The organism is Rheinheimera nanhaiensis E407-8 (assembly GCF_000296695.1).
Taxonomy (GTDB): Bacteria; Pseudomonadota; Gammaproteobacteria; order Enterobacterales; family Alteromonadaceae; genus Alishewanella; species Alishewanella nanhaiensis.
Genome location: NZ_BAFK01000010.1, coordinates 1 through 19,860 on the forward strand (window position 1 = coordinate 1; position 19,860 = coordinate 19,860).

19 protein-coding genes and 1 riboswitch are annotated in these 19,860 nt (G+C 51.7%); of the genes, 18 read left to right on the forward strand and 1 reads right to left on the reverse strand.

Annotation, left to right across the window (positions count from 1 at the left end):
• Positions 1 to 122 precede the first annotated feature (122 nt).
• From RNAN_RS09670 to RNAN_RS09720, 11 genes are all read left to right on the forward strand, one after another.
• Entirely contained in the window at positions 123 to 491 is a 369-nt protein-coding gene (locus tag RNAN_RS09670; protein WP_040551971.1) for a hypothetical protein, read from the forward strand.
• Positions 492 to 603: 112 nt separating this feature from the next.
• A complete protein-coding gene (locus tag RNAN_RS09675; RefSeq protein WP_008221253.1) occupies positions 604 to 1,167 on the forward strand; it encodes a flavodoxin family protein in 564 nt (187 codons plus the stop codon).
• A 264-nt stretch (positions 1,168 to 1,431) separates the two neighbouring features.
• Positions 1,432 to 2,127 (forward strand): DUF2306 domain-containing protein, encoded by a 696-nt coding sequence (locus RNAN_RS09680; RefSeq protein WP_008221254.1) that lies wholly within the window; start codon positions 1,432 to 1,434, stop codon positions 2,125 to 2,127.
• A 173-nt stretch (positions 2,128 to 2,300) separates the two neighbouring features.
• Positions 2,301 to 3,131: an alpha/beta hydrolase gene (locus RNAN_RS09685; RefSeq protein WP_040551972.1), complete on the forward strand. Its 831-nt coding sequence runs from the start codon at positions 2,301 to 2,303 to the stop codon at positions 3,129 to 3,131.
• Between the two features lie 55 nt (positions 3,132 to 3,186).
• A complete protein-coding gene (locus RNAN_RS09690) occupies positions 3,187 to 3,405 on the forward strand; it encodes a hypothetical protein (RefSeq protein ID WP_040551973.1) in 219 nt (72 codons plus the stop codon).
• A 3-nt stretch (positions 3,406 to 3,408) separates the two neighbouring features.
• Positions 3,409 to 3,855, forward strand: a complete 447-nt coding sequence (locus RNAN_RS09695; protein ID WP_008221257.1) for a hypothetical protein — start codon at positions 3,409 to 3,411, stop codon at positions 3,853 to 3,855.
• Between the two features lie 98 nt (positions 3,856 to 3,953).
• Positions 3,954 to 4,361: a hypothetical protein gene (locus RNAN_RS09700; RefSeq protein WP_008221259.1), complete on the forward strand. Its 408-nt coding sequence runs from the start codon at positions 3,954 to 3,956 to the stop codon at positions 4,359 to 4,361.
• 131 nt (positions 4,362 to 4,492) lie between these two features.
• Positions 4,493 to 4,671: riboswitch (cobalamin riboswitch) on the forward strand.
• A 76-nt stretch (positions 4,672 to 4,747) separates the two neighbouring features.
• A complete protein-coding gene (locus tag RNAN_RS09705; protein WP_008221261.1) occupies positions 4,748 to 5,518 on the forward strand; it encodes an ABC transporter ATP-binding protein in 771 nt (256 codons plus the stop codon).
• Positions 5,519 to 5,520: 2 nt separating this feature from the next.
• Positions 5,521 to 6,543: a FecCD family ABC transporter permease gene (locus RNAN_RS09710; protein ID WP_008221262.1), complete on the forward strand. Its 1,023-nt coding sequence runs from the start codon at positions 5,521 to 5,523 to the stop codon at positions 6,541 to 6,543.
• Between the two features lie 12 nt (positions 6,544 to 6,555).
• Complete coding sequence (gene cobO, locus RNAN_RS09715; RefSeq protein WP_008221263.1) at positions 6,556 to 7,158, forward strand: cob(I)yrinic acid a,c-diamide adenosyltransferase; 603 nt, start codon at positions 6,556 to 6,558, stop codon at positions 7,156 to 7,158.
• On the forward strand, positions 7,155 to 7,994 hold the full coding sequence (locus RNAN_RS09720; RefSeq protein WP_008221265.1) for a cobalamin-binding protein: 840 nt from the start codon (positions 7,155 to 7,157) through the stop codon (positions 7,992 to 7,994). The genes cobO and RNAN_RS09720 overlap by 4 nt, the downstream gene beginning before the upstream one ends.
• Before the next feature lie 4 nt (positions 7,995 to 7,998).
• On the opposite strand, the gene RNAN_RS09725 is transcribed toward RNAN_RS09720, so the two are convergent.
• Positions 7,999 to 10,008 (reverse strand): serine/threonine-protein kinase, encoded by a 2,010-nt coding sequence (locus RNAN_RS09725; protein ID WP_008221267.1) that lies wholly within the window; start codon positions 10,006 to 10,008, stop codon positions 7,999 to 8,001.
• A 216-nt stretch (positions 10,009 to 10,224) separates the two neighbouring features.
• On the opposite strand from RNAN_RS09725, the gene tagH reads away from it, so the two are divergent.
• The 7 genes from tagH to RNAN_RS09760 are packed head-to-tail and all read left to right on the forward strand — an operon-like array spanning position 10,225 to position 19,832.
• Positions 10,225 to 11,559: a type VI secretion system-associated FHA domain protein TagH gene (gene tagH / locus RNAN_RS09730; protein WP_008221268.1), complete on the forward strand. Its 1,335-nt coding sequence runs from the start codon at positions 10,225 to 10,227 to the stop codon at positions 11,557 to 11,559.
• A 39-nt stretch (positions 11,560 to 11,598) separates the two neighbouring features.
• Positions 11,599 to 12,081 (forward strand): type VI secretion system lipoprotein TssJ, encoded by a 483-nt coding sequence (tssJ, locus tag RNAN_RS09735; RefSeq protein WP_008221271.1) that lies wholly within the window; start codon positions 11,599 to 11,601, stop codon positions 12,079 to 12,081.
• A gap of 21 nt (positions 12,082 to 12,102) precedes the next feature.
• Complete coding sequence (tssK, locus tag RNAN_RS09740) at positions 12,103 to 13,431, forward strand: type VI secretion system baseplate subunit TssK (protein ID WP_008221272.1); 1,329 nt, start codon at positions 12,103 to 12,105, stop codon at positions 13,429 to 13,431.
• A gap of 39 nt (positions 13,432 to 13,470) precedes the next feature.
• On the forward strand, positions 13,471 to 14,781 hold the full coding sequence (tssL, locus tag RNAN_RS09745) for a type VI secretion system protein TssL, long form (protein ID WP_008221274.1): 1,311 nt from the start codon (positions 13,471 to 13,473) through the stop codon (positions 14,779 to 14,781).
• A gap of 22 nt (positions 14,782 to 14,803) precedes the next feature.
• Complete coding sequence (gene tssM / locus RNAN_RS09750; protein WP_008221276.1) at positions 14,804 to 18,352, forward strand: type VI secretion system membrane subunit TssM; 3,549 nt, start codon at positions 14,804 to 14,806, stop codon at positions 18,350 to 18,352.
• On the forward strand, positions 18,334 to 19,065 hold the full coding sequence (gene tagF / locus RNAN_RS09755) for a type VI secretion system-associated protein TagF (protein WP_008221278.1): 732 nt from the start codon (positions 18,334 to 18,336) through the stop codon (positions 19,063 to 19,065). The genes tssM and tagF overlap by 19 nt, the downstream gene beginning before the upstream one ends.
• The gene (locus RNAN_RS09760) at positions 19,062 to 19,832 is read left to right on the forward strand and encodes a PP2C family protein-serine/threonine phosphatase (RefSeq protein ID WP_008221280.1); all 771 of its coding nucleotides are present in this window, start codon (positions 19,062 to 19,064) and stop codon (positions 19,830 to 19,832) included. The genes tagF and RNAN_RS09760 overlap by 4 nt, the downstream gene beginning before the upstream one ends.
• Positions 19,833 to 19,860: the final 28 nt, after the last annotated feature.

Consider the following 19,860-nt stretch of genomic DNA (forward strand, 5'->3'; position numbering starts at 1 on the left):
TTAGCCAAATGGCTGGGCTGGGGAGAAGGCTCAATGAGTATCAAGGCGCTGCTGACGGACAATTTTTACGCTTCGCTCCAAAATTGCCGCAGAGCACGGCGTTAAATTGTACGAGGTAGTAAGTGGTATCACCTGAAATATTGCATGAACTTGCACTAAAGCATTCTGACAAAACTAAGTTTTTTACAGTTTCGTTTTTCTTCTTCTTAGTATGTTTCTTTTATATTGCAGGCAACAGTGCGAGTCAGCAGTTGAGCTTAACCGGAGTGTTCGGTTTGCTGTTTGGTTTTGCCGCAGCACAGTGCTTTTTTATCGTGTGTTTTTTGCTGTCCTTCAGAAGCTTGGGCTCCCGGCAATCCGCCGATCCAATGTGGTACTTAGTGAGCAGAGTTTTAGAATGGGTTAAAACCATTATTATGTTATTGGTGCTTCCAATGCCTTTAATAGCTCTAATAATCACAGTTTTTGTATTTATCGGGCAAGCAATTTAACAAATTGCTTAATTTCGTTCCGGCCGCAAAAAAAACGCGGCCTCCACCGGACTGCCTACGCGTTGCTTCGGCACCCGTTTATGGCGGCGTTAAATTTTTTAAGGATAGTTAAGTGGTCAAGGTCGCAATTATTTTTCACTCAGCATCAGGCACGACAAAGAAACTTGCTGAAGCAGTAGCTTCGGGCATTCGTTCTGTTTCTGGGGTTGATGCTGTTATTGCTGAAATTGTTGGTACTGATATTGTTGAGGGGCGTTTTAAAAACTTAGCGCTGATAGAACAACTCAAAGATGTCGATGCAATGGTTTTCGGCTCACCCACATTTATGGGTTGTGTATCGGCGCAATTCAAAGCTTTTGCTGATGCTACAGGCGATCTTTGGGCTGAAAAAGCTTGGTCTAATAAAATTGCCAGTGGTTTTACCATTGGCTCGAATTTAAGTGGTGATCAGTTGAACACCATTCAATACATGCAAATTTTCGCAAACCAACATGGCATGTTATGGGCAAGTTTAGATATACCAGGTAACTGTGATGCCGAAGGGCGTAACAGGCTTGGCGCTCAATCTGGCTTAATTGCACACTCTAAAGATGGCGAACTAAATGCGATCGATTTAGTAACAGCAAAGTATCTGGGGCAGCGTGTTGCCAATGTTGCCAAGAGATTTGTAGCATAAAAAAATATAACAATCTGTGTCATTCAGGGCCTACGCCCCTGCGATGCTCACAAGTTCGCGCGCATGCGCGGGGCGTTACGCGCTAAGTATTCATTTTCTTCGCACAACCATTTTTATTTGTGGTGTTTTTGCTGCGCTGCGTCAGCCCATTAGTAATGCGTTAGCAGGCTGCCTGGAATGTTTAGTTACAAATTTCAGTTTTCTTTTAACCCCCGCTGAAGTTAAGTTGTGCTTTCAATGTAAACAAACATCGGAGTTTGTATTATGCTGGTTTTTTTGCACATTTTGACTGGCACAGTCGCACTCATTAGTGGTGCATTAAGTTTTGCAGTGACAAAAGGCAGCAATTTACATAAAAAATTCGGGTTGGCTTTTGTTCTTTCAATGATAGTAATGACCATTTCAGGTGCATTATTAGCGTTTCTCGCTACGGAAAAGCTTAATATGGTTGCTGGTCTTGTAACATTTTATCTTGTGGTTACGGCTTATTTAACCGTTCACCCTCCTAAGAATAATGCATTAATAATCCATTCAATTTTTATGACTTTAGGTTTTACCATCGGAGTTTATGCAATTTATACCGGTTTAACCGCGTTAAACAATGGTTTGTCGTCAATAGACGGCAATCCTGTGCAAGCTATCATTGTTTTTGGTGTAATATCACTTTTAGCAGCGGCTTTAGATATCCGTGTGATAGCGAAAGGAAGGCTTAAGCACAAATGGCAACTCGTTCGCCATGTTTGGCGCATAGGTTTTGCCATGCTTATTGCCACCGCCTCTTTTTTTCTTGGGCAGTCTCAGGTTATTCCCGACGCGATGAGAAATATCTATACCCTTGCTGGGCCGGTGTTACTGGTTTTATGTTTAACAGCATATTGGGTTATTCGCGTTAGTATTTGGGGTTTAAAGAAGCGAACGACAGCGCAGACGCAAACGGCAGCTGCACAGTCGTCACGCTAAATTTTGGCATTAGCAGGTTTTCGGGTTTTAACGGTTTTATTCAGTAGTTTTATTCTGGCTTTGCTCGCGTTTGGTTTTGTTAGCGGCAGCGGCAAAAGTTTTAGTTCGCTAGTTTGTGGGTTTGCAGCAAACGGTTAGTAAATTGGCGTTGCTCTTCTTGGTTAGGTAAGCAAATGAAGTTGTTTTTATTTTCGGTATTGTTGCTGGTCTGTTTTACGTTGAGTGCCGCCACACCATATGAATTACCACGAAGTTCAGTGATTGAGCTTGAAGAAAAATCCAGTGGGCGTATTTACCCCGTGTTTATTCAGCTGCCTGCTTCCTACGCCGCGAATACTGACCAAACTTACCCGATTATTTACCTTACCGACGCGCATTACAGCTTTCCAATTGTGAGTGGTGCCATGCGTTTTCCGATGAACAGCGGCCTAATGCAGCATGTAATTATTGTGGCGGTATCGTATGAGAAAGGTTCGGCGGGTGCCAGCAGCAGGATCAGAGACTACACGCCAACATCAGCGAAAGCCTGGAAGCAGCAGACTGGCAATGCTAAAGCGCACATGGCTTTTTTACGTGAAACCGTAATGCCATTTATTGAGAGCCAATATAGGGCGAGCAAAACGGATCGAACCTTTGTCGGTAATTCACTGGGCGGTTTGTTTGGTGCTTATATTTTATTTACTGAACCGGATTTGTTTTCCAGCTACATATTGGGGAGCCCATCGGTTTGGTTTGATGATAACGCAATACTAAATATCCCCTTGACCAAAGCAAAGACGAAGATAAAAGTGTATTTATCCGTAGGCGAGTATGAAACGCCAGCTTTTGGCGAAGGGCAAGACATGGTTGCAGGTGCCATGCAGCTCAGAGACAGAATTACGGCATTAAGCAACGCAGAGATGGAGCTAAACTTTGTCGTCGTTGCAGGTGCCAGCCACGCCACAGCATTCCCGACTACGGCCATTCAAGGTTTGGATTGGCTATACGGTATAAAACGAAAATGATGTATCACAAACTGCGTCATTCAGAGCCTGCGGCCGCCGACGCTCATATGTTTACATGCACACGCTGGACTTAGCTCATTTAGGAAAAATAGGTGTTAATTTGATAGTTCGTGAAGCAAAGCCTGACGATGCGTTAAGATTGACTAAATGGTATAACCAGTTGGTTAATAACCCTGCAGTAAATGTAGAACCGGAACAAATACAGGCTTTTTCTGACGATGCTCGCTCAAAACTAGCGCCGCTACTTTTTACAGCTAACAACATTCAAGGATGAGAAATGCCCTCTGCTAACAATAAATATCTTCTGGCTGCGGCAATATGTTGTTTTGCCGCTGCACTTGCTCATCTTGGCTGCATTGTGTTTGGCGGCGATTGGTATCGCTTCTTTGGTGCAGGTGAGCAGATGGCCCGTATGGCGGAGCAGGGGCTTTGGTATCCGACTATCGTTACCGCTGTTATCGTTTTGGTGCTGTTAGTGTGGGCGCTGTATGCTCTGTCGGGCGCAGGAATAATAAAGCGTTTACCGCTGACAAGATTAGCGCTACTGCTGATTAGCAGTATATTTTTACTGCGTGGCGTTGCCTTTGTTGGCTTAATGCCAAGGTTCCCGGAAAACAGCCTGACGTTTTGGTTAGTGAGTTCGGCTATCTGTTTATTGATTGGTAGTCTTTTTGCGGTAGGTTGTTGGCAGCAATGGTCAGTGTTAAGTAATAAAAACGCTTAGTTGTTTTATCGGGCGCTTATTTAAAAGCAGAAGATTGCAAAAACGCCAACTTCTGTTTAGATTGAATAGCAACGCTAACCGACAAACAGGACGTAATAATGAAAACACGGCTAAGTGCAATGATTGCTGCGGCGATACTCACTGCAGGCACAGTATGTGCGGCAGCCCAGGCGAACACGCAAGACTATAAACTGGTGACGGTGGCTGGCTACCTGAACTTTTACTTGTTGAACTTAAATGCCTGTCAGGATTTTCACCCGTCGGTGCGCCAAAGCGCCTATGATGCAGAAAAAAATCTGTATCCGTATTTAGATAAACTGTACAGCAAAATGGGCGGTGAAAAGGGCGCAAACCAGCAAATGGTGTCTGACATCGTAATGAAGCGCCGCAACATGCTAAACGCGCAGATTGCTGAAGGTGATTTTACCGTAGAGCATTGCCAGGCCGTGGTGAAAATTTTAACTGAAGATGGCTTAGATAAAACCCTGCTAAGCGCTGTGGAATAAAAAAGGCGCTATGGAATAGTCGCAAGTGCAGTGGAATAGCACTAAGCATAGCCGTGTTACTTTTTCACCCGGTCACCAACGCCAGCCACGTGCTGGCGTTTTTCATTTTGCCGCTGTTGTCTATTGTCTGTTACACTTGGCGCCGCTCAGGTGCAGCTTAACGCTGCTGAAAAGGGAAGCAGGTGAAACGCCTGCACTGTACCCGCAACTGTAATACGCGCTGCAAGCAACAGCCACTGGTACCTTACCGGGAAGGCGCTTGTGGGGTATCGCGTTAAGTCAGGAGACCTGCCCGGGCTTACATAACGTCTCTGTGCGGGAGTTCACAGCAGCGCCAGAGCCCAGGTTTTGCCCCGGCTGGCTGCTGCATGGTCAGGAGTACTGGTGTGCTGAAGGTATCTGGGTTGTCGCTGCAGTTGGGGAGTCAGCTTGTACTGCAGGATATTGCATTTTCGCTGCCACAGCAGGGGATCTTGGGCGTTATTGGCCCCAATGGAGCCGGTAAAAGCAGCCTGCTTAAGCTTATTTCGCGCGCATTGCCGCCCACTTGTGGCCAGATTTTGCTGCGCCAACGTCCGCTTAGCCAATACACTAACCAGCAACTGGCCCGCACCCTGGCGGTGGTAAGCCAGCATCCGCCACCGCTGTTTGCGCTGACGGTATTTCAGGTAGCGGCCATGGGGCTGTTGCCGCATAAAAGCTGGTTTGAAACCACCAACAGCAGCGATCGCGCCAGTGTAACGCGGGCGCTAAATAAAGTAGGCCTTGCCAATAAGGCTGACGTCTTAATTGATACCTTATCCGGTGGTGAACTGCAGCGGCTGTATATCGCCCGCGCACTGGTACAGCAACCGGCGCTGTTGCTGCTGGACGAGCCCACTAACCATCTGGATGTACAATATCAGCATCAGGTGCTGCAGCTTCTGCGCGAGCTGAATATTCCGGTGCTGGTGTGTATCCACGATTTAAACCTGGCGGCGCTTTATTGCGACAGCTTGTTATTGCTAAATAAAGGCCATCAGGTGGCTTTTGGTACCCCAGAGCAGGTATTGCAGCATCAGCAGTTACAGCAGGTATTTGCACTAGAGTGCCAGGTAAGCCGCCATCCGGCGCTGGATAAACTGCAAATTACTTTTTTACCACCGGGAGCGGCATAACCATGGTTAAACTTGCCGCACGCTTAAGTTTGCCACGTCAGCGCAACTACCCGCTGATGTTACTTATTACCTTGCTGCTGTTAGTGGCCAGCGCTGTGTTCAGTTTAACCTTAGGCAGCGCTGAAATTTCTATCAATGACATCATCGCCGTATTGTTTGGCACAGCAGGTACGCCTGCACTGGCCGATACGGTGATCTGGCAGATCCGCCTGCCGCGTTTACTCTGCGCCATGCTGGTGGGGGCAGGGCTGGCCGTCAGCGGCGCCATTTTACAAAATGTCAGCCGTAACCCGCTGGCCGACCCTTATTTGTTTGGCTTAATGGCCGGCGCCGGCCTGGGCGCTACCATTGTTAGCGTAGTGCTGCCGGCGCAGTTATTCAGCGTGGCGGTGGGGGCTTTTGCCGGGGCCTTGCTTGCGGTAGCGCTGGTGTTTGTGTTTTGTGCCGGCCAGCACTGGCGCAAGGTCGAGGTGACCCTGTTGGCCGGCGTGGCGGTGTCTTTTATGTTAAGCGCGCTTAGCAGCTTTATTTTGTACTTTGCCGAGCCCTTTGCCGCCAACCGGGTGATGTTCTGGTTAATGGGCAGCTTAAGCCGCACCGACTGGCAAAGCGTATTGCTGCTGGCGCCGGTAACCCTGCTGGTGCTGCTATTGGCGCTGGCGCTGCGCCGGCAATTGGATGCGCTGCTGTTAAGCGATGAAAGCGCCCGTACCCTGGGGGTTAACACCAGCCGCTTACGGTTAGTGTTACTGCTGGCGACGGCGTTGTTAACCGCCTGCATTGTATCGCAGTGTGGCGGTATTGCCTTTGTCGGTCTGATGATCCCGCATTTGGTGCGCCGGTTGTTTGGCGTTACTTCGCTACATTTACTCACGGGTTCGGCGCTTTTGGGCGCTCTTTTTCTGATCTGGGTCGATAACCTGGCGCGTACTGTGCTGCCACAACAGGAGATCCCGCTGGGGGTAATTACCTCACTGGTGGGCAGCCTATTCTTTTTAACCCTAATGCGGGCAAAGCAGACCTAGCATGAGGCAACAATGACAGACAGCATAAAACAGCAGCGGCACCAGGCGCGCCAACAGCGGCTGAAAACACAGGTAGATGCAGCAGTGGCCGCCGCCACCACTGAAAAGGGCCTGCTGCTGGTGATAACCGGCAATGGTAAAGGCAAGTCTACTTCGGGTTTTGGCACGGTAGCGCGGGCGGTGGGGCATGGCCTGAGCGCCGCTGTGGTGCAATTTATTAAAGGCAGCTGGGATTGTGGCGAGCGCAATTTATTATCGCAGCATGGCGTGCAATTTGCCGTGATGGCCACCGGCTTTACCTGGGATACGCAGGATAAAGCCGCCGATATGGCAGCGGCTGAGCATGTGTGGCAGCAGGCCGAGCAGTTTTTAAGCGATGCTGCTATTGATCTGGTGTTGCTGGATGAACTGACCTACATGGTCAGTTATCACTATCTTGAGCTGGAGCGGGTAGAGCGCGCCTTAATAAATCGCCCGGCCGGGCAGCATGTGGTGATTACCGGCCGCGCTTGTCATCGCCGGCTGATAGAGCTGGCCGACACGGTAAGCGAAGTACAAAACCTCAAGCATGCTTTTGATAACGGCATTAAAGCGCAGCGGGGTATAGACTGGTGAAATACGCACTGTTGTTGCTGGTGCTGCTGTGCGCAGTTGCTAATGCCAGCACGGACACAAACACCGAAGCAGAGCGCACGCCGATGCGCATTATCGCGTTGGCGCCACATATTACCGAGATGCTGTTTGCCATCGGCGCCGGCGATAAAGTGGTGGCGGTAAGTGACTACAGCGACTACCCGGCGCAGGCGCAAAGCCTGCCCAGTGTCGCCAGTTATGCCAGTATTAACTTAGAAGCCGTGCTGGCGTTAAAACCAGATGTAGTTATTGCCTGGCGCAGCGGCAATCCGGCTGCTGAGCTGGCCCGCTTAGAGGCACTGGGTATCCGTATCGCCTACTCTGATCCGCTGACGCTTGACGATATCGCGAGCGAACTTATTCAGCTTGGTGAGCTAAGTGGCCAGCAAGCGCAGGCGCAAGCCGTGGCACAGGCATTTAGCCAGCAGTTAGCCGAGCTTAGAGCGCAGTACCAACATAAAAAGCCGCTGCCGGTATTTTTTGCCATGGGCACAGCGCCGCTGAGCACGGTGGCCAACAATGCCTGGCCGCAGCAAATGTTAACGCTGTGCGGCGCGCAAAATGTGTTTAACCGGGTTAAAGGCGATTATCCGCAAGTGGGTATAGAGCAGCTGCTGCTGGCGGCGCCAGAGCTGATTATTCAACCGGTAAAACAGGTTGATATGGCTGATTGGCGCTACTGGCAACGCTTTAGCGCGCTGCCAGCGGTTAAAAAGCAGCAGTTTTTAGCGATAGAGGCCGATCTTATTTACCGCACTACGCCCCGCACTATTAGCGGGATCCGCCAGCTGTGTCAGGGCATAGATGCGTATCGCTAGAGGGTTAACTGTTTAAGCTACTCATCAGCTCGTTGGCGCGGCGCATCAGGCGCTCTGCGGTGCGAACCTGGTTCGACTGCAGCAACTCGCCGGACATCGCCAGATATTTATCCGCCAGTTTGCGCCTAAGCGCCATATGCAGCGAGAAATCTGCCGGTACCTGAGCATTAAACTGCTGTAACTTATCATATACCGCATCAACATCATTGGCTTTGGCGCTTTGCTGTAATTCCTGCTCCAGTAGCGAAAAGCTGTGCTGATAGAATAGCTCAGCCGCCTGATAAGGAAACTCGGCTGGCTGGCCGGCATTCGCTGCCTGGCGATAGGCCGCCATCGCCTCTACTGCGCTGGCAAGCTGCCGGCCCTGACTTACCAGTGCCTGAGTGTCGCTATAATCGGCAAACATCAGCTCACCCACCCGGATCAGGTGTTTAAGTGCTACTGCATCATTGCTGGCCACGGCCTGGTTAAAGCTGTCGCGGTAAACGGCCGCCTCGTCGGCGCTTGGTTGCAGCAGATAACGCCGCTCAATGCGGGTTAATTCTGCTGCCAGCTTGTATGGATCATTGCCTTCTGGCTGCGGTGCATATTGCTGGTTTAGCAGCAGCTGGCTTAACTGGCCGCGCAGTACTTCAAGCGCTGTTTGCTTGCTGCGCGCCATACTGCTACTCAGATCGGTCAGATAATGTGAGTCGGGATAGAGTGCCGTGGCCTGCGCCAGAATTTGTTCAATTTCAGGGTAATTGGGGTAGTTAAAGCTGCGATCGCTTAACAGTAAATCAATTTGCTGCTCAAAATGGCTGATCAAGCGCCGTTGTTGGCTGCGTAGCACAGCTTCGCGCTGTAGCAAAGGGGTATCGGCTAGTTGCACGGCCTGTAATAGCTCGGCTGGCGACGACTCAGACAACTGCTGATACAACGCCTGCTGCGCTGTTAACTGCGCGCTTTGTGCCTCGGCTGCCAGCAGCACCTGTTGTTGTTGCTGATGATATTGCCAGGCGCCAACACCTAACAGCGCAACCGCCGCAGCGGCGCCAACCGGCCGCCACAGCGGCCGGCTAAGCTGTTGCATAATACCGCTAATGCTGGTGCTGCGTGCTGCGCCATCAAACACCAGACCGCGTTTTAATGCCTGCCACTGCAATACATTAACATGAGCGGGTTTAGGCGCTTTTTTTTGCGCCGCTGCGGCTTTATCGGCCGGTAGCCGGTCAAACGGATGTTTGCTGCTTAACAGCTCATACGTCAGGCAGGCAAAGGAAAACACATCATCGGCGACACAAGGGCTGTTGCCGGCCAGTAACTGGGCGCTGGCATAGGCCGGCGTGTAGCCACTTAACGGCGCGGTTTGGCTTTGCTGCTCGGCGGCGTAAATATCGTGATTAAGTTGCAGTTTTTGCGCCACGCCAAAATCCAGCACTTTAACTTCACCGGCACGGTTTACCATAATATTGGCCGGTTTAAGATCGGCGTGCACTATGCCTAAGCGATGGGCGTAATTCAGCGCGTCTGCTATCTGCTGTAGCAGCTTTAACGCTGACTTTAACGGCAGTCCCTTAGGTTTGTAGCGTTTAATAACCTGCTCCAGGCTCTCACCGTCCAGGTACTCCATCACAATAAAATACAGGCCGTTGTCACTATCAACATCGAACACCCGCACTATATTAGGGTGGGCAAGTTGCTGGGTTCTATGCGCTTCTTGCAACAACAGCTGCAACGCTTCGGTCTGATCAACAAATTGCTGCTGTAATACCTTAATCGCCACACTGGCGTTACTTACTCCGGCCTGTTGTAAAAAGATATCGGTAGCACGATAAATATCGCTCATACCACCAGAGCCAATTTTATGCTCCAGCAGATAACGCTGTTTAATCAGCATGCCCGTTTCCAGCGTGGTGGTGGCTTTGCTGCTGTCTTTGCTGGCTTTTAGTTTTACGGCAAAACGGGTTTTATCCGCATCCATAGCGGTGTCGTTGCTCAGGCTGTTAACACTGGTACTGTCCTGTGTTGTCATTATGTACTCCTTGCCAAACCCGGTGGGGTGAAAAAATCACTAACTGATGCAAAATGTCAAAATTTGCGCAATTATTTCACAAATATCCGCTATCGTCACGACTGTATTTAACTTATGTGTTAATTTATCCGCTATTGACGTAACAATAAATTTAACTTAACCTTTGCGGCCGATTTATGGTTAATAAATTGTGTTGCTGACAGCCAGGAGTTTAATGTGGGGCAAAGGGATATGTTACTTGAATTGTCAGTGTTGAGTTACCACCGTTTATCACCCCGTCAGGTCGCGGTAAAGCGCTTCGACAGCCAGGGCGGCAGTTTAGGCCGCAGTGAGCAGGCGGATTGGTATTTACCTGATCCCGAGCGGGTAGTGTCGGGCGTGCATGCCATTATCAGCTTTCAACAGGGCCAGTTCCGTATTACCGATCAGTCGACCAACGGCTTATTTGTTAACCGTTCGGTAGAGCCTTTAGGGCAGGGCAACAGCCACAGTTTACATCACGGTGACATTTTGTGTTTGGGCGATTACGAGATCCAGGTGGCGCTGATTGATAGTGTGTCAGCTGAGAAAAGCACCGAGCACAGCCTGATTGCAGAGAATACGCAAAAGCCGCCGCTTAACCGCCACACCGACGCAGCAGCGGGCTTAACCATTGGCCAGCTTGCACCAGCGGCCATTACGCCGACGTTTAATTCTCAGCCGCTGTTTAACGCCGCTACAAGTAGCACAACTAATGCCAGTAGTGTCACTGGCGCACCCGCCCGCCAGACGCCGGTGAGCAATAGTTTGGCGTTTAACGCAGAGAGCACTTTAACGCTGGATAACTTGGATCAGCACTTTCATGCCCCGGCGGCGCTTATTCCTGACGATTGGGAAAGCCCCTGGCAAGAGGAGCCGGCGACAGCCTTAAGCCCGGTAAAACAGCCACTTTCTGCTCCCAGCGGCAAAAGCCAGCCTGGTAACAGCAGCGACAGTGCCTGTGTACAGGCCTTTATCCGTGGCCTGGGGCTATCAGAGGCAAACCAGGCCGCCATGCAAAACGAACAGTGCTGGCTGCAACTGGGCCAGGCGCTGCAACAAGCGCTACAAGGCGTGATTGCAGTGATGCATGAACGCTCGCAGGTGAAAAGCAGTTTTCGCGTCAACCAAACCACTTTTCAGCAGCGGGAAAATAATCCGCTGAAATTCTCTGCCAATCTCGATGATGCCTTTCACAACCTGTTTAACCGCCCGGGCAGCAGCTTTATGCCGGCGCGTCAGGCCATTGCTGAAGCCTTTAGCGACATTAGCCGGCATGAGGCCGCGATTATCGCCGGTGCTCGCGGCGCCATGTCGGGCCTGATGGCAGAGTTGGCACCTGAAAGATTGGAAGCGGCTGATTATGGCAGCAACTTGTTTGATAAGTTAAATCCGGCACAGCGCCAGGCACGGTTATGGGCCAGATATAAAGCGCTGCATCAGGAATTGGCTGGCGAGGTTAATGATAAACACAAACAGGGCGTGAATGATGATTTTATCAGCGCCTACGAAGCTTATCTGCGTCAGGGTTAACACGCCGTTTTGGCAATAAAACCATCAGGAGTAGTACAAATGAATAGCTTAAAAGCACTGTTGTTGCTGCTATTAACCATGATCTTTTTAAGCGGTTGTCAGGCGGTATATGCCACCTTTCCACCGTCGACCAAGTTACATTTTCGGGTAGCGGCTGATATTAACCCCGATGCCGAGGGCCGCCCCTCGCCGGTGATCATTAAAGTGTATGAATTAGCCTCAAAAACGGTGTTTGAAAACCAGGATTTTTTTGCCCTGTATGACAACCCCGAGGCCATTTTACGCACCGATTTACTGAAAAAAGATGAGCTGGTGTTTGAACCGGGCCAGCGCAGCGAATATAAAATGGCGCTGCAACCGGCGACCAAGGCTGTGGCAGTAGTTGCCGCCTACCGGGATATTGAAGGCGCCCGCTGGCGCGCTGTGGTTGATGTAAAACCGACCGGCTATGACGATTTTTATGTCTATGTCGACAAACTGGCGGTGTATATCCGTGAGCATGACTTAGAGCGCAAGCGTTAAGCGGCCTTTGGAGCAACAGCCATGAGTGATTACAGCCGCATAGCCTGGTCTGAAGGCTTGTTTTTACGCCCGCAGCATTTTCAGCAGCAGGAGCGTTTTCATGATTATTGCCGCGTGCAGCAAATGGCGATGCAATTGCCATACAGCTATGGCATCCGGCAGCTGACGGTTGATCATCAGTGCCTGAAGTTTGGCCAATTCGCCCTGACCAAGCTAGAGGCGATATTAGCCGATGGCACTGTGCTGCAACTGCCGGAAGTTGAAGCGCTGCCTGAACCGGTACAGATCCCGAAAAGCTGCCGCGATCAGCTGGTGTATCTGTGTCTGGCGATAGATAAACCACACGGCCAGAATATCGCCGAAACGGGCAGCGACCATATCAGCCGTTACGGCTATGCCGAGCACAGTGTGGCGGATAACAGCCAAAGCGATGATGCGACTGAGCTGCTGCAACTGGCCAAGCTGCGTTTGCTGTTTAAGCTGGGTTCAGAAGACAGAGGCGGTTTTATCAGCTTGCCGGTGGCGCGCATTCGTGAAGTGACCGAGCAGGGTGAAGTTAAACTGCTAAAAAACTTTATTCCGCCGCTGTTGGATATTCAGCAAGACAGCGAGCTGACGGCCTTTGTCAGCGAAGCCCTTGGTATGCTGTGTCAGCGCGCTGATGCCTTAGCCGATCGCTTGGGCAAAGGCCAGGGCACCGCCAATTCGATTGCCGACTTTTTAATGCTGCAGGTGCTTAACCGCTATGAGCCGGTACTACGCCATTTAAAAACCGGCGTACTGGAGCATCCGCTTAACCTGTACCGCTTAATGGTGGCGATGCTGGGTGAGCTTTCTACCTTTACCGCCAGACAGAAACGCCCGCCGCAGTTTCCAGCTTACCAGCATGACGAGCTGACCACAGTATTTGGTAACTTAAGCGTGATCATGAACCAAACCTTAAGTGTGGTGCTTGAGCAAACGGCGCAGGCTTTGCCGCTGGAGCAGGCCAAGTTTGGCATTCTGGTGTCACCGCTTACCGACAAGAGCCTGCTGGAATATGCCCAGTTTGTGCTGGCAGTATCGGCCGATTTACCGGCCGACGATATTCGCAAGCACTTGCCGGCGCGCTTAAAAATTGGCCCGGTAGAGCATATACGTGAACTGGTGAACAACCAGTTGCCAGGTATAGCGGTAACCGGTTTACCGGTGGCACCCCGTCAGGTGCCTTACCATGCTGGCTACCATTATTTCCAACTGGATAAAGGCAGTATTTACTGGGAGCGCCTGGCAAACAGTGGTGGTTTAGCACTGCATCTGTCCGGTAACTACCCGGGGCTGAAACTGGAGCTTTGGGCGATTAAAGCCTGAGTGGGCTTCGCGCCACAGGACTAACAGGGATGGCAACGCATGTCAGATAAAACAGTAATGAAGCCACGGCCCGGTGGCCGCGGTATGGCCAAGGCCGCCGTTATGCCGGTAACGCCGGAAGATACCGGCAGTAACGATAAAACCCGCATTTCGGCCAATGTAAGACCCGCTGATGCCAGTCAGCGGCTGCAAGTGTTATCGGTCAGTGACAATGTGCTGATAGATGAGGCCGGGGCGTTGTTTTCCCTGGTGTCGCCTATTCGCAGCACGGCGTCACATGCCGATGTGGCCGGCCTTAAAACCCAGTGCATTCAGCTGATTAATCAGTATGAACAGCAGCTGCGTTATAAAAACGTCAGCACAGAGCTGATTGAAAAAGCCCGCTATTGTATGTGTGCTTTTATCGATGAAACCGTGCTCAACACCAGTTGGGGTGGTAACAGTGACTGGGCTCAGGAAAGCTTGTTGTCGACCTTTCACAACGAAACCTTTGGCGGTGAATACTTTTTTACCCTGCTGGAGGCTGCCATTAATGCACCACGGGAGCATTTACTGCTGCTGGAGCTGCAGTATCTGTGTCTGTCCTTTGGTTTTGTCGGCAAAATGCGCTTAGAAGAGCGCGGCTTTGAAAAGCTGGAAGGCTTTCGTGAACGCGCCTTTAAAGCCATTCGCTCGCAGCGCGGCGAGCCGCCGCGTGAGCTGTCGCCGGGCTGGCGCAGTCAGGTGGTTACCGCCAATCAGCTTGAAGCCGAGTTTCCGCTATGGGTGCTCTGCTCGGTAATAGGGGCGGCACTGTTGGGCTGCTATATGTTGTTAACCTATCAGATCAATGGTTACTCCAACGAGGTGCACCGCCAGTTAAACAATCTGGTGGTGCTAAAGCAGGATACGCCGCAACCGGCCTCGGCCAAGGCGCATCAGGATGCGATCCGGCTGCAACAACTGCTGCAAACTGAAATTCGTCGTCAGCTGCTGGAAGTCATAGAGCTGCCGGATCGGGTGCGTATTCGCGTTGGCTTAGACCAATTATTCAGCCCCGGCAGCACCGGCATTAATGAAGGCTTTGTGCCGGTAGCCACCAAAATTGCCCGCGCGCTGGAGGGCACTCAAGGCCGTATTCTGGTGAGTGGTTATACCGACGATCTGCCAATTTTTACCAGTAAGTACCCGTCAAACTGGCACTTATCACTGGCCAGAGCCAATGCCATGGCTGATGCGCTGGCCTCAGGTGCCGACTTGCGTGGCCGCTTATGGCCGGAAGGGCACGGTGATGCTAACCCGATAGCCCCCAACGACAGTGCCGCCAACCGGGCGCTGAACCGCCGCGTCGAAATAGACTTGTTACCCTAATGCGTAAGACAAGGGATATGTTATGAAAGCCAATGCCGTACTACGATCTGTGTTAGCGGTCGTGAAATCCAGTGTTTTTATTACTGTGCTGGGGCTGCTTGCACTGGCGCTGCTGATCTGGTTTGGTGGCCCGCTGCTGGCCATTGCCGGCCATGAACCCTTAGCCAGTGCCAGCGCCAGACTGGCGACCTTACTGGTGATTGCACTGGTATGGGGGGCCAGCCACTATATCAGAGGACTGCGCGAGAGCCGCTCGCACCGTCAGGCAGTAGACACCTTACTGAATGGCGATGAACACCAGCAACAGGATGAGCTGGCCAAACGTGATATTGAAGTGTTACGCCAGCGCATGCAAAAAGCGCTGGATATTTTAAAGCATGCCCGTTTTGGCAAAGCCCGTGATATCTATCAGCTACCCTGGTATATGCTGATTGGCCCGCCAGGCTCGGGTAAAACCACGGCGCTGCATAATTCCGGCCTGGAATTTCCGCTAAAAGAACATATGGGCGCCGACGCGATTAGCGGTATCGGCGGTACCCGCCAATGTGACTGGTGGTTCACCAATCAGGCCGTGTTAATAGATACAGCCGGGCGTTACACCACACAGGACAGCCACGCCGGCCAGGACTCCAGCGCCTGGCAGGGCTTTTTAGGCTTATTGCGCAAGCACAGGCCCAGACGGCCGATTAACGGTGTTATTGTCTTTGTCAGCCTGGCCGATTTACTCAGCCAAACCCGTACTGAGCGTAATCTGCACGCCCGTGCCATTAAGCAGCGGGTACAGGAATTACAAAACCAGCTGGGCATGAGTTTCCCGGTGTATGTGATGTTTACCAAGGCTGACCTTATCGCCGGCTTTACCGAGTATTTTGACAACCTGACCGAAGAAGAGCGCGAACAGGTATGGGGTATGACCTTTGACGCCAATCAGCTTGACAGTGAAAAAGGCGTGGTCAGCCAGTTTAACCGCGAGTTTCATGCCATTATCAACCGGCTGACGCAGCGCTTATTCAGCCGGCTGCAATACGAGCACGATCAGGAAAACCGCGCGGCCATTTACGAATTTCCGCGCCAGCTCAGGTTGTTACAAAGCGCAGCGGATGATTTTTTAAAGGAAATTTTTGCGCCCAACCCGTTTGAAAAAGCCACTATGCTGCGCGGCGTTTATATTGCCAGCGCCACGCAGGAAGGCGTGCCAATTGATAGGGTAATGTCGCAGTTAGGCAGCAATTTCGGCCTGGCCGAGCCGCCACTGCGCCGGCAAACCGGCGAGGGCAAAGGCTACTTTTTAAAGCGCTTTTTCGAAGAGATTGTTATTCCCGAGCGTGAGCTGGCCTCCGTTAACCTGCAACATAAAAACCGCCACCGGCTTATTCGCCGTGGAGTGTTAGCGGCAACAGCGCTTGGCGCGGCCTGGTTAGTGGCAGGCTGGGCGGGTAGCTACAGCTGGAATAAAGATCTGGTTGATCAGGTAGCAACTGAAATCCAAAGCTATCAGCAGTTAACGGCAACAGCGAGAACCGAGATAGACGTTGTTGCGCTTAATGACGAGCTGAATATGCTGCGCGACCTGCCCGCGGGTTATGCCGGCGTACTGCCTACTGATGGGCCGAAGAATTTAGGCTTGTACCAGGGGGATAAGCTGGGCCAGGCTGCAAAAACGGCGTATCAGAATGCCCTCTATCAGCGTTTTGTGCCTTATTTGCTGGCCAGTTTGACCGACGAGATGCAGGTAAATGCTGAGCATCGTGATTATTTATACGAAACGCTGAAAACCTATCTGATGATCTTCCGCCCTGAGCACTTTGAAGCGGAGCAAATAAATGCCTGGTTTGCGTTGTATACAGAGCGGCAGTATCCCGGTGATGTCAGCCAGAGCCTGCGCTTATCGCTGCAAAACCACCTGCAGGCTACGTTGGAGTTAGGCGTAAAAGGCGCGCAGCTTGATCAGGATGTCGTAGCCTCTGCCCGCGATATGTTGCTGACGGTGCCGCTGGCTGAGCGCGCTTATCAGCGCATCCGCACTGAGCTGGGTAAAAGCCATATTCCGGATTTTCGTCTGGTAGACGTGCTTGGCAGCGATGGCGTAAAAGTGGTGCAGCGTAAAAGTGGCCAGCCACTGCAGCAGGGCATTTCAGGCCTTTACACTTACAAGGGCTTTCATGGTCTGTTTAATGTGGAAAAACGCCGCATTATCCGCAGTTTGATGGAAGATAGCTGGGTATATGGTGAGCTGACAGACAATGGCGATGAAGCAGCCGATGGCACCCTGTCAGAGCAGGTAACGCAGAAATACCTGCGCGATTATGTCTATCTGTGGCAAGAGCTGCTGGCGGATATCAGCATCCGGCCGGTGACTGATGTTGAGCAGGGCGTGTTTGTTACCAAGGTGCTGGCGGGGCCGGAGCAGCCGGTGCAAAGCATTATCCGCGCGGTGCAGCAAAACGTGCGGTTAACGGCGTTGCCGGATTCTGCCGAAATGACGATGGCGGCCGATGTCGCCGGTAAGGTGGCACAAACGCAGTTTTCCGGCCAGACCTCCAGGTTGCAGCGCTTGTTACCGGAGGATATGTCGGCGTTAAAACAGCAGCTACCGGGCAAAGAAGTGGAACTGGCGTTTTTTGAGGTGCTGAATATCAGCGATGCCCAGCTGGAGCAAATTGCCCAGACCAGCCGCATGTACCATGACTATCTGGAACGCTTATATATTCCCGGTGGTATGGCCCGTCAGGCCTATGTTAACCAGTTAAATGGTGAAGGCGGTGATGAGCTTTCTGTGGCGCTGCGCCGGCTGAAAAGTGATGTGCCGGCACCGTTTTCTGACTGGCTATCCGATTTGTCGGCCGACACCGGCAAGTTATTTGCCCAGGGTAGCCGCCAGCATATTAATGAAGCCTGGCAGGGCAAAGTATTAGCCGAATACCGCAGGGCTATTGCCGGCCGTTACCCACTAAACCGGCGCAGTAAAGATGACATTAAGCTGCGCGATTTTGAACGCTTCTTTGGCTATGGCGGCACGCTGGACAGCTTTTTTAATGAGTATTTACAGCCTTTTGTGAATACCAGTCGCGCAACCTGGACCTTTAAACGCGATATTGGTCTGGATCACAGTGTGCTGAAAACCTTCCAGCAGGCCAGACAGATCAGAGCGGCATTCTTTGCTGATGGCAGCCAGAAACTGCAGGTCGGTTTTAGTTTAAAACCCGTCTATCTGGACAGGCACATTACCCACCTGCTGCTGGAGCTTGACGGGCAGGAGCTGTCTTACCGCCACGGCCCGACGCGCTCACGGCAGTTCTTCTGGCCCGGCGATCGCAATAAGCTACAAACCCGGCTGGTGTTTACACCGGCTAACTCTGGCTTGCCATCGAACATCAGTCAGGAAGGTGAGTGGTCCTGGTTCCGCTTCCTTGATGCGCTGACCGAACAGCGGCCACAAACCCGCACCGATATGACGCTGCATCTGGCAGTGCAGGGTAATAAAGCACGGGTCGAGCTGGTGCCAGATACTGTTAACAATCCGTTTTGGAGTAATGCGTTGGAGACTTTCAGTTGTCCGGTCAGTCTGTAAATTTAATTGGCATGTGCGGCAAAATTGCCAGCCGGGGCGATTTCGTCGCGCAGAATTTGTCCACCGCCTTTATCGACAGCTGGCAAGAATGGTTGCAGGCGGTGTTAGCGGTGAGCCGTGAGCAACTGGGCACGGCCTGGCTTGACACTTACCTGACCAGTCCGGTCTGGCACTTTGCACTCTCTGCAGGCGTGTGCGGTGAGGAGGCCATGTGCGGTACTTTGATGCCAAGTGTCGATCAGGTGGGCCGGCATTTTCCCTTTACCCTGGCCCGGCGCCTGCAAGGTACGCCGGTATCCGCGCGGCTGAACGATAGCTGGGCGCAGGCGCTGCAAGAGCAGATCCTGCAAACGCTGGAAGACGACTTTGTGTTTGAGCCCTGGTTAGCGGCGCTGTTAACTGCTGATATCAGCTGGCCGGTATCTGAAGCGCTAACCACGCCGGCAATGCCGCCAGCGCAGGGGCGTTCGGCTTGGGTGCTGACTGCAAACAACCCGCTTCAGGCTGAACAGCTGTTGCATCACAGCTACCGGCAACAGTTTGGCCGCTATTGTATCTGGTGGACTGATGGCTCGCCATTAGTTGAACCATGCACCCTGATCACCCAGGGGTTGCCGCAAGTCAGCCAGTTTGGCGCCATGCTTGACGGTCAGTGGCAACGCGGGCATTGGCAGCAAGCGCAAATTCTCAGCAATGGAACCGACAGTAAATGAAACAGGTGGTATCTCATGCCCAGACCCATAAAGGCTTGGTGCGCAAAATAAACGAAGACGCCTGTCTGGATCTGGCCGATAGCGGTGTCTGGCTGGTTGCCGATGGCATGGGCGGCCACGCCGCAGGCGACATTGCCAGTCAGTTGGTGGTAGATACCATTAAGGTGGCTGTACAGCGGGCGGCACAGGTATCTGTGCGGCTGTTAACAGAGTCGTTGTTACAGGCTAATGAGGAATTGTGCCGATACAGCGAAAAGCACCTGAACGGTCATACCGCAGGTTCCACCGTTGTGCTGCTGCTACTGGACAAATGGCATTATCACTTTCTCTGGGCCGGTGACAGCCGTGGCTACTTATTGCGTAACAATGTACTAAGACAGATTACCCGCGATCACTCTCAGGTCAATGAAATGGTAGAGCAGGGGTTACTGCGCAGTGAGGAGGCTGAGCATCATGAGCTGGCGAATGTGATCACCAGGGCGGTGGGCGTTGATCCGCATTTGAGTATTGATGTGATTAGCGGCGTCTGGCAGCCCGGTGATGTGTTTTTATTATGCAGTGACGGCCTGAATAAAGAACTGAGTGATGACGAGATTTATCAGTATCTGGCGCACAATAATATTGCTGAGGCTAACCGGGCACTATTACATTCTACCCTGGTGGCAGGGGCGCGTGACAACGTCACCTGTATTTTAGTCAAGGTGGATAACAACACTGAAAATGTAAACGAAAAAGACAAAACCATTCCGGTATTTATTAAAAATTAGAAAATATAAGTTAAATGTTGTCATTAAT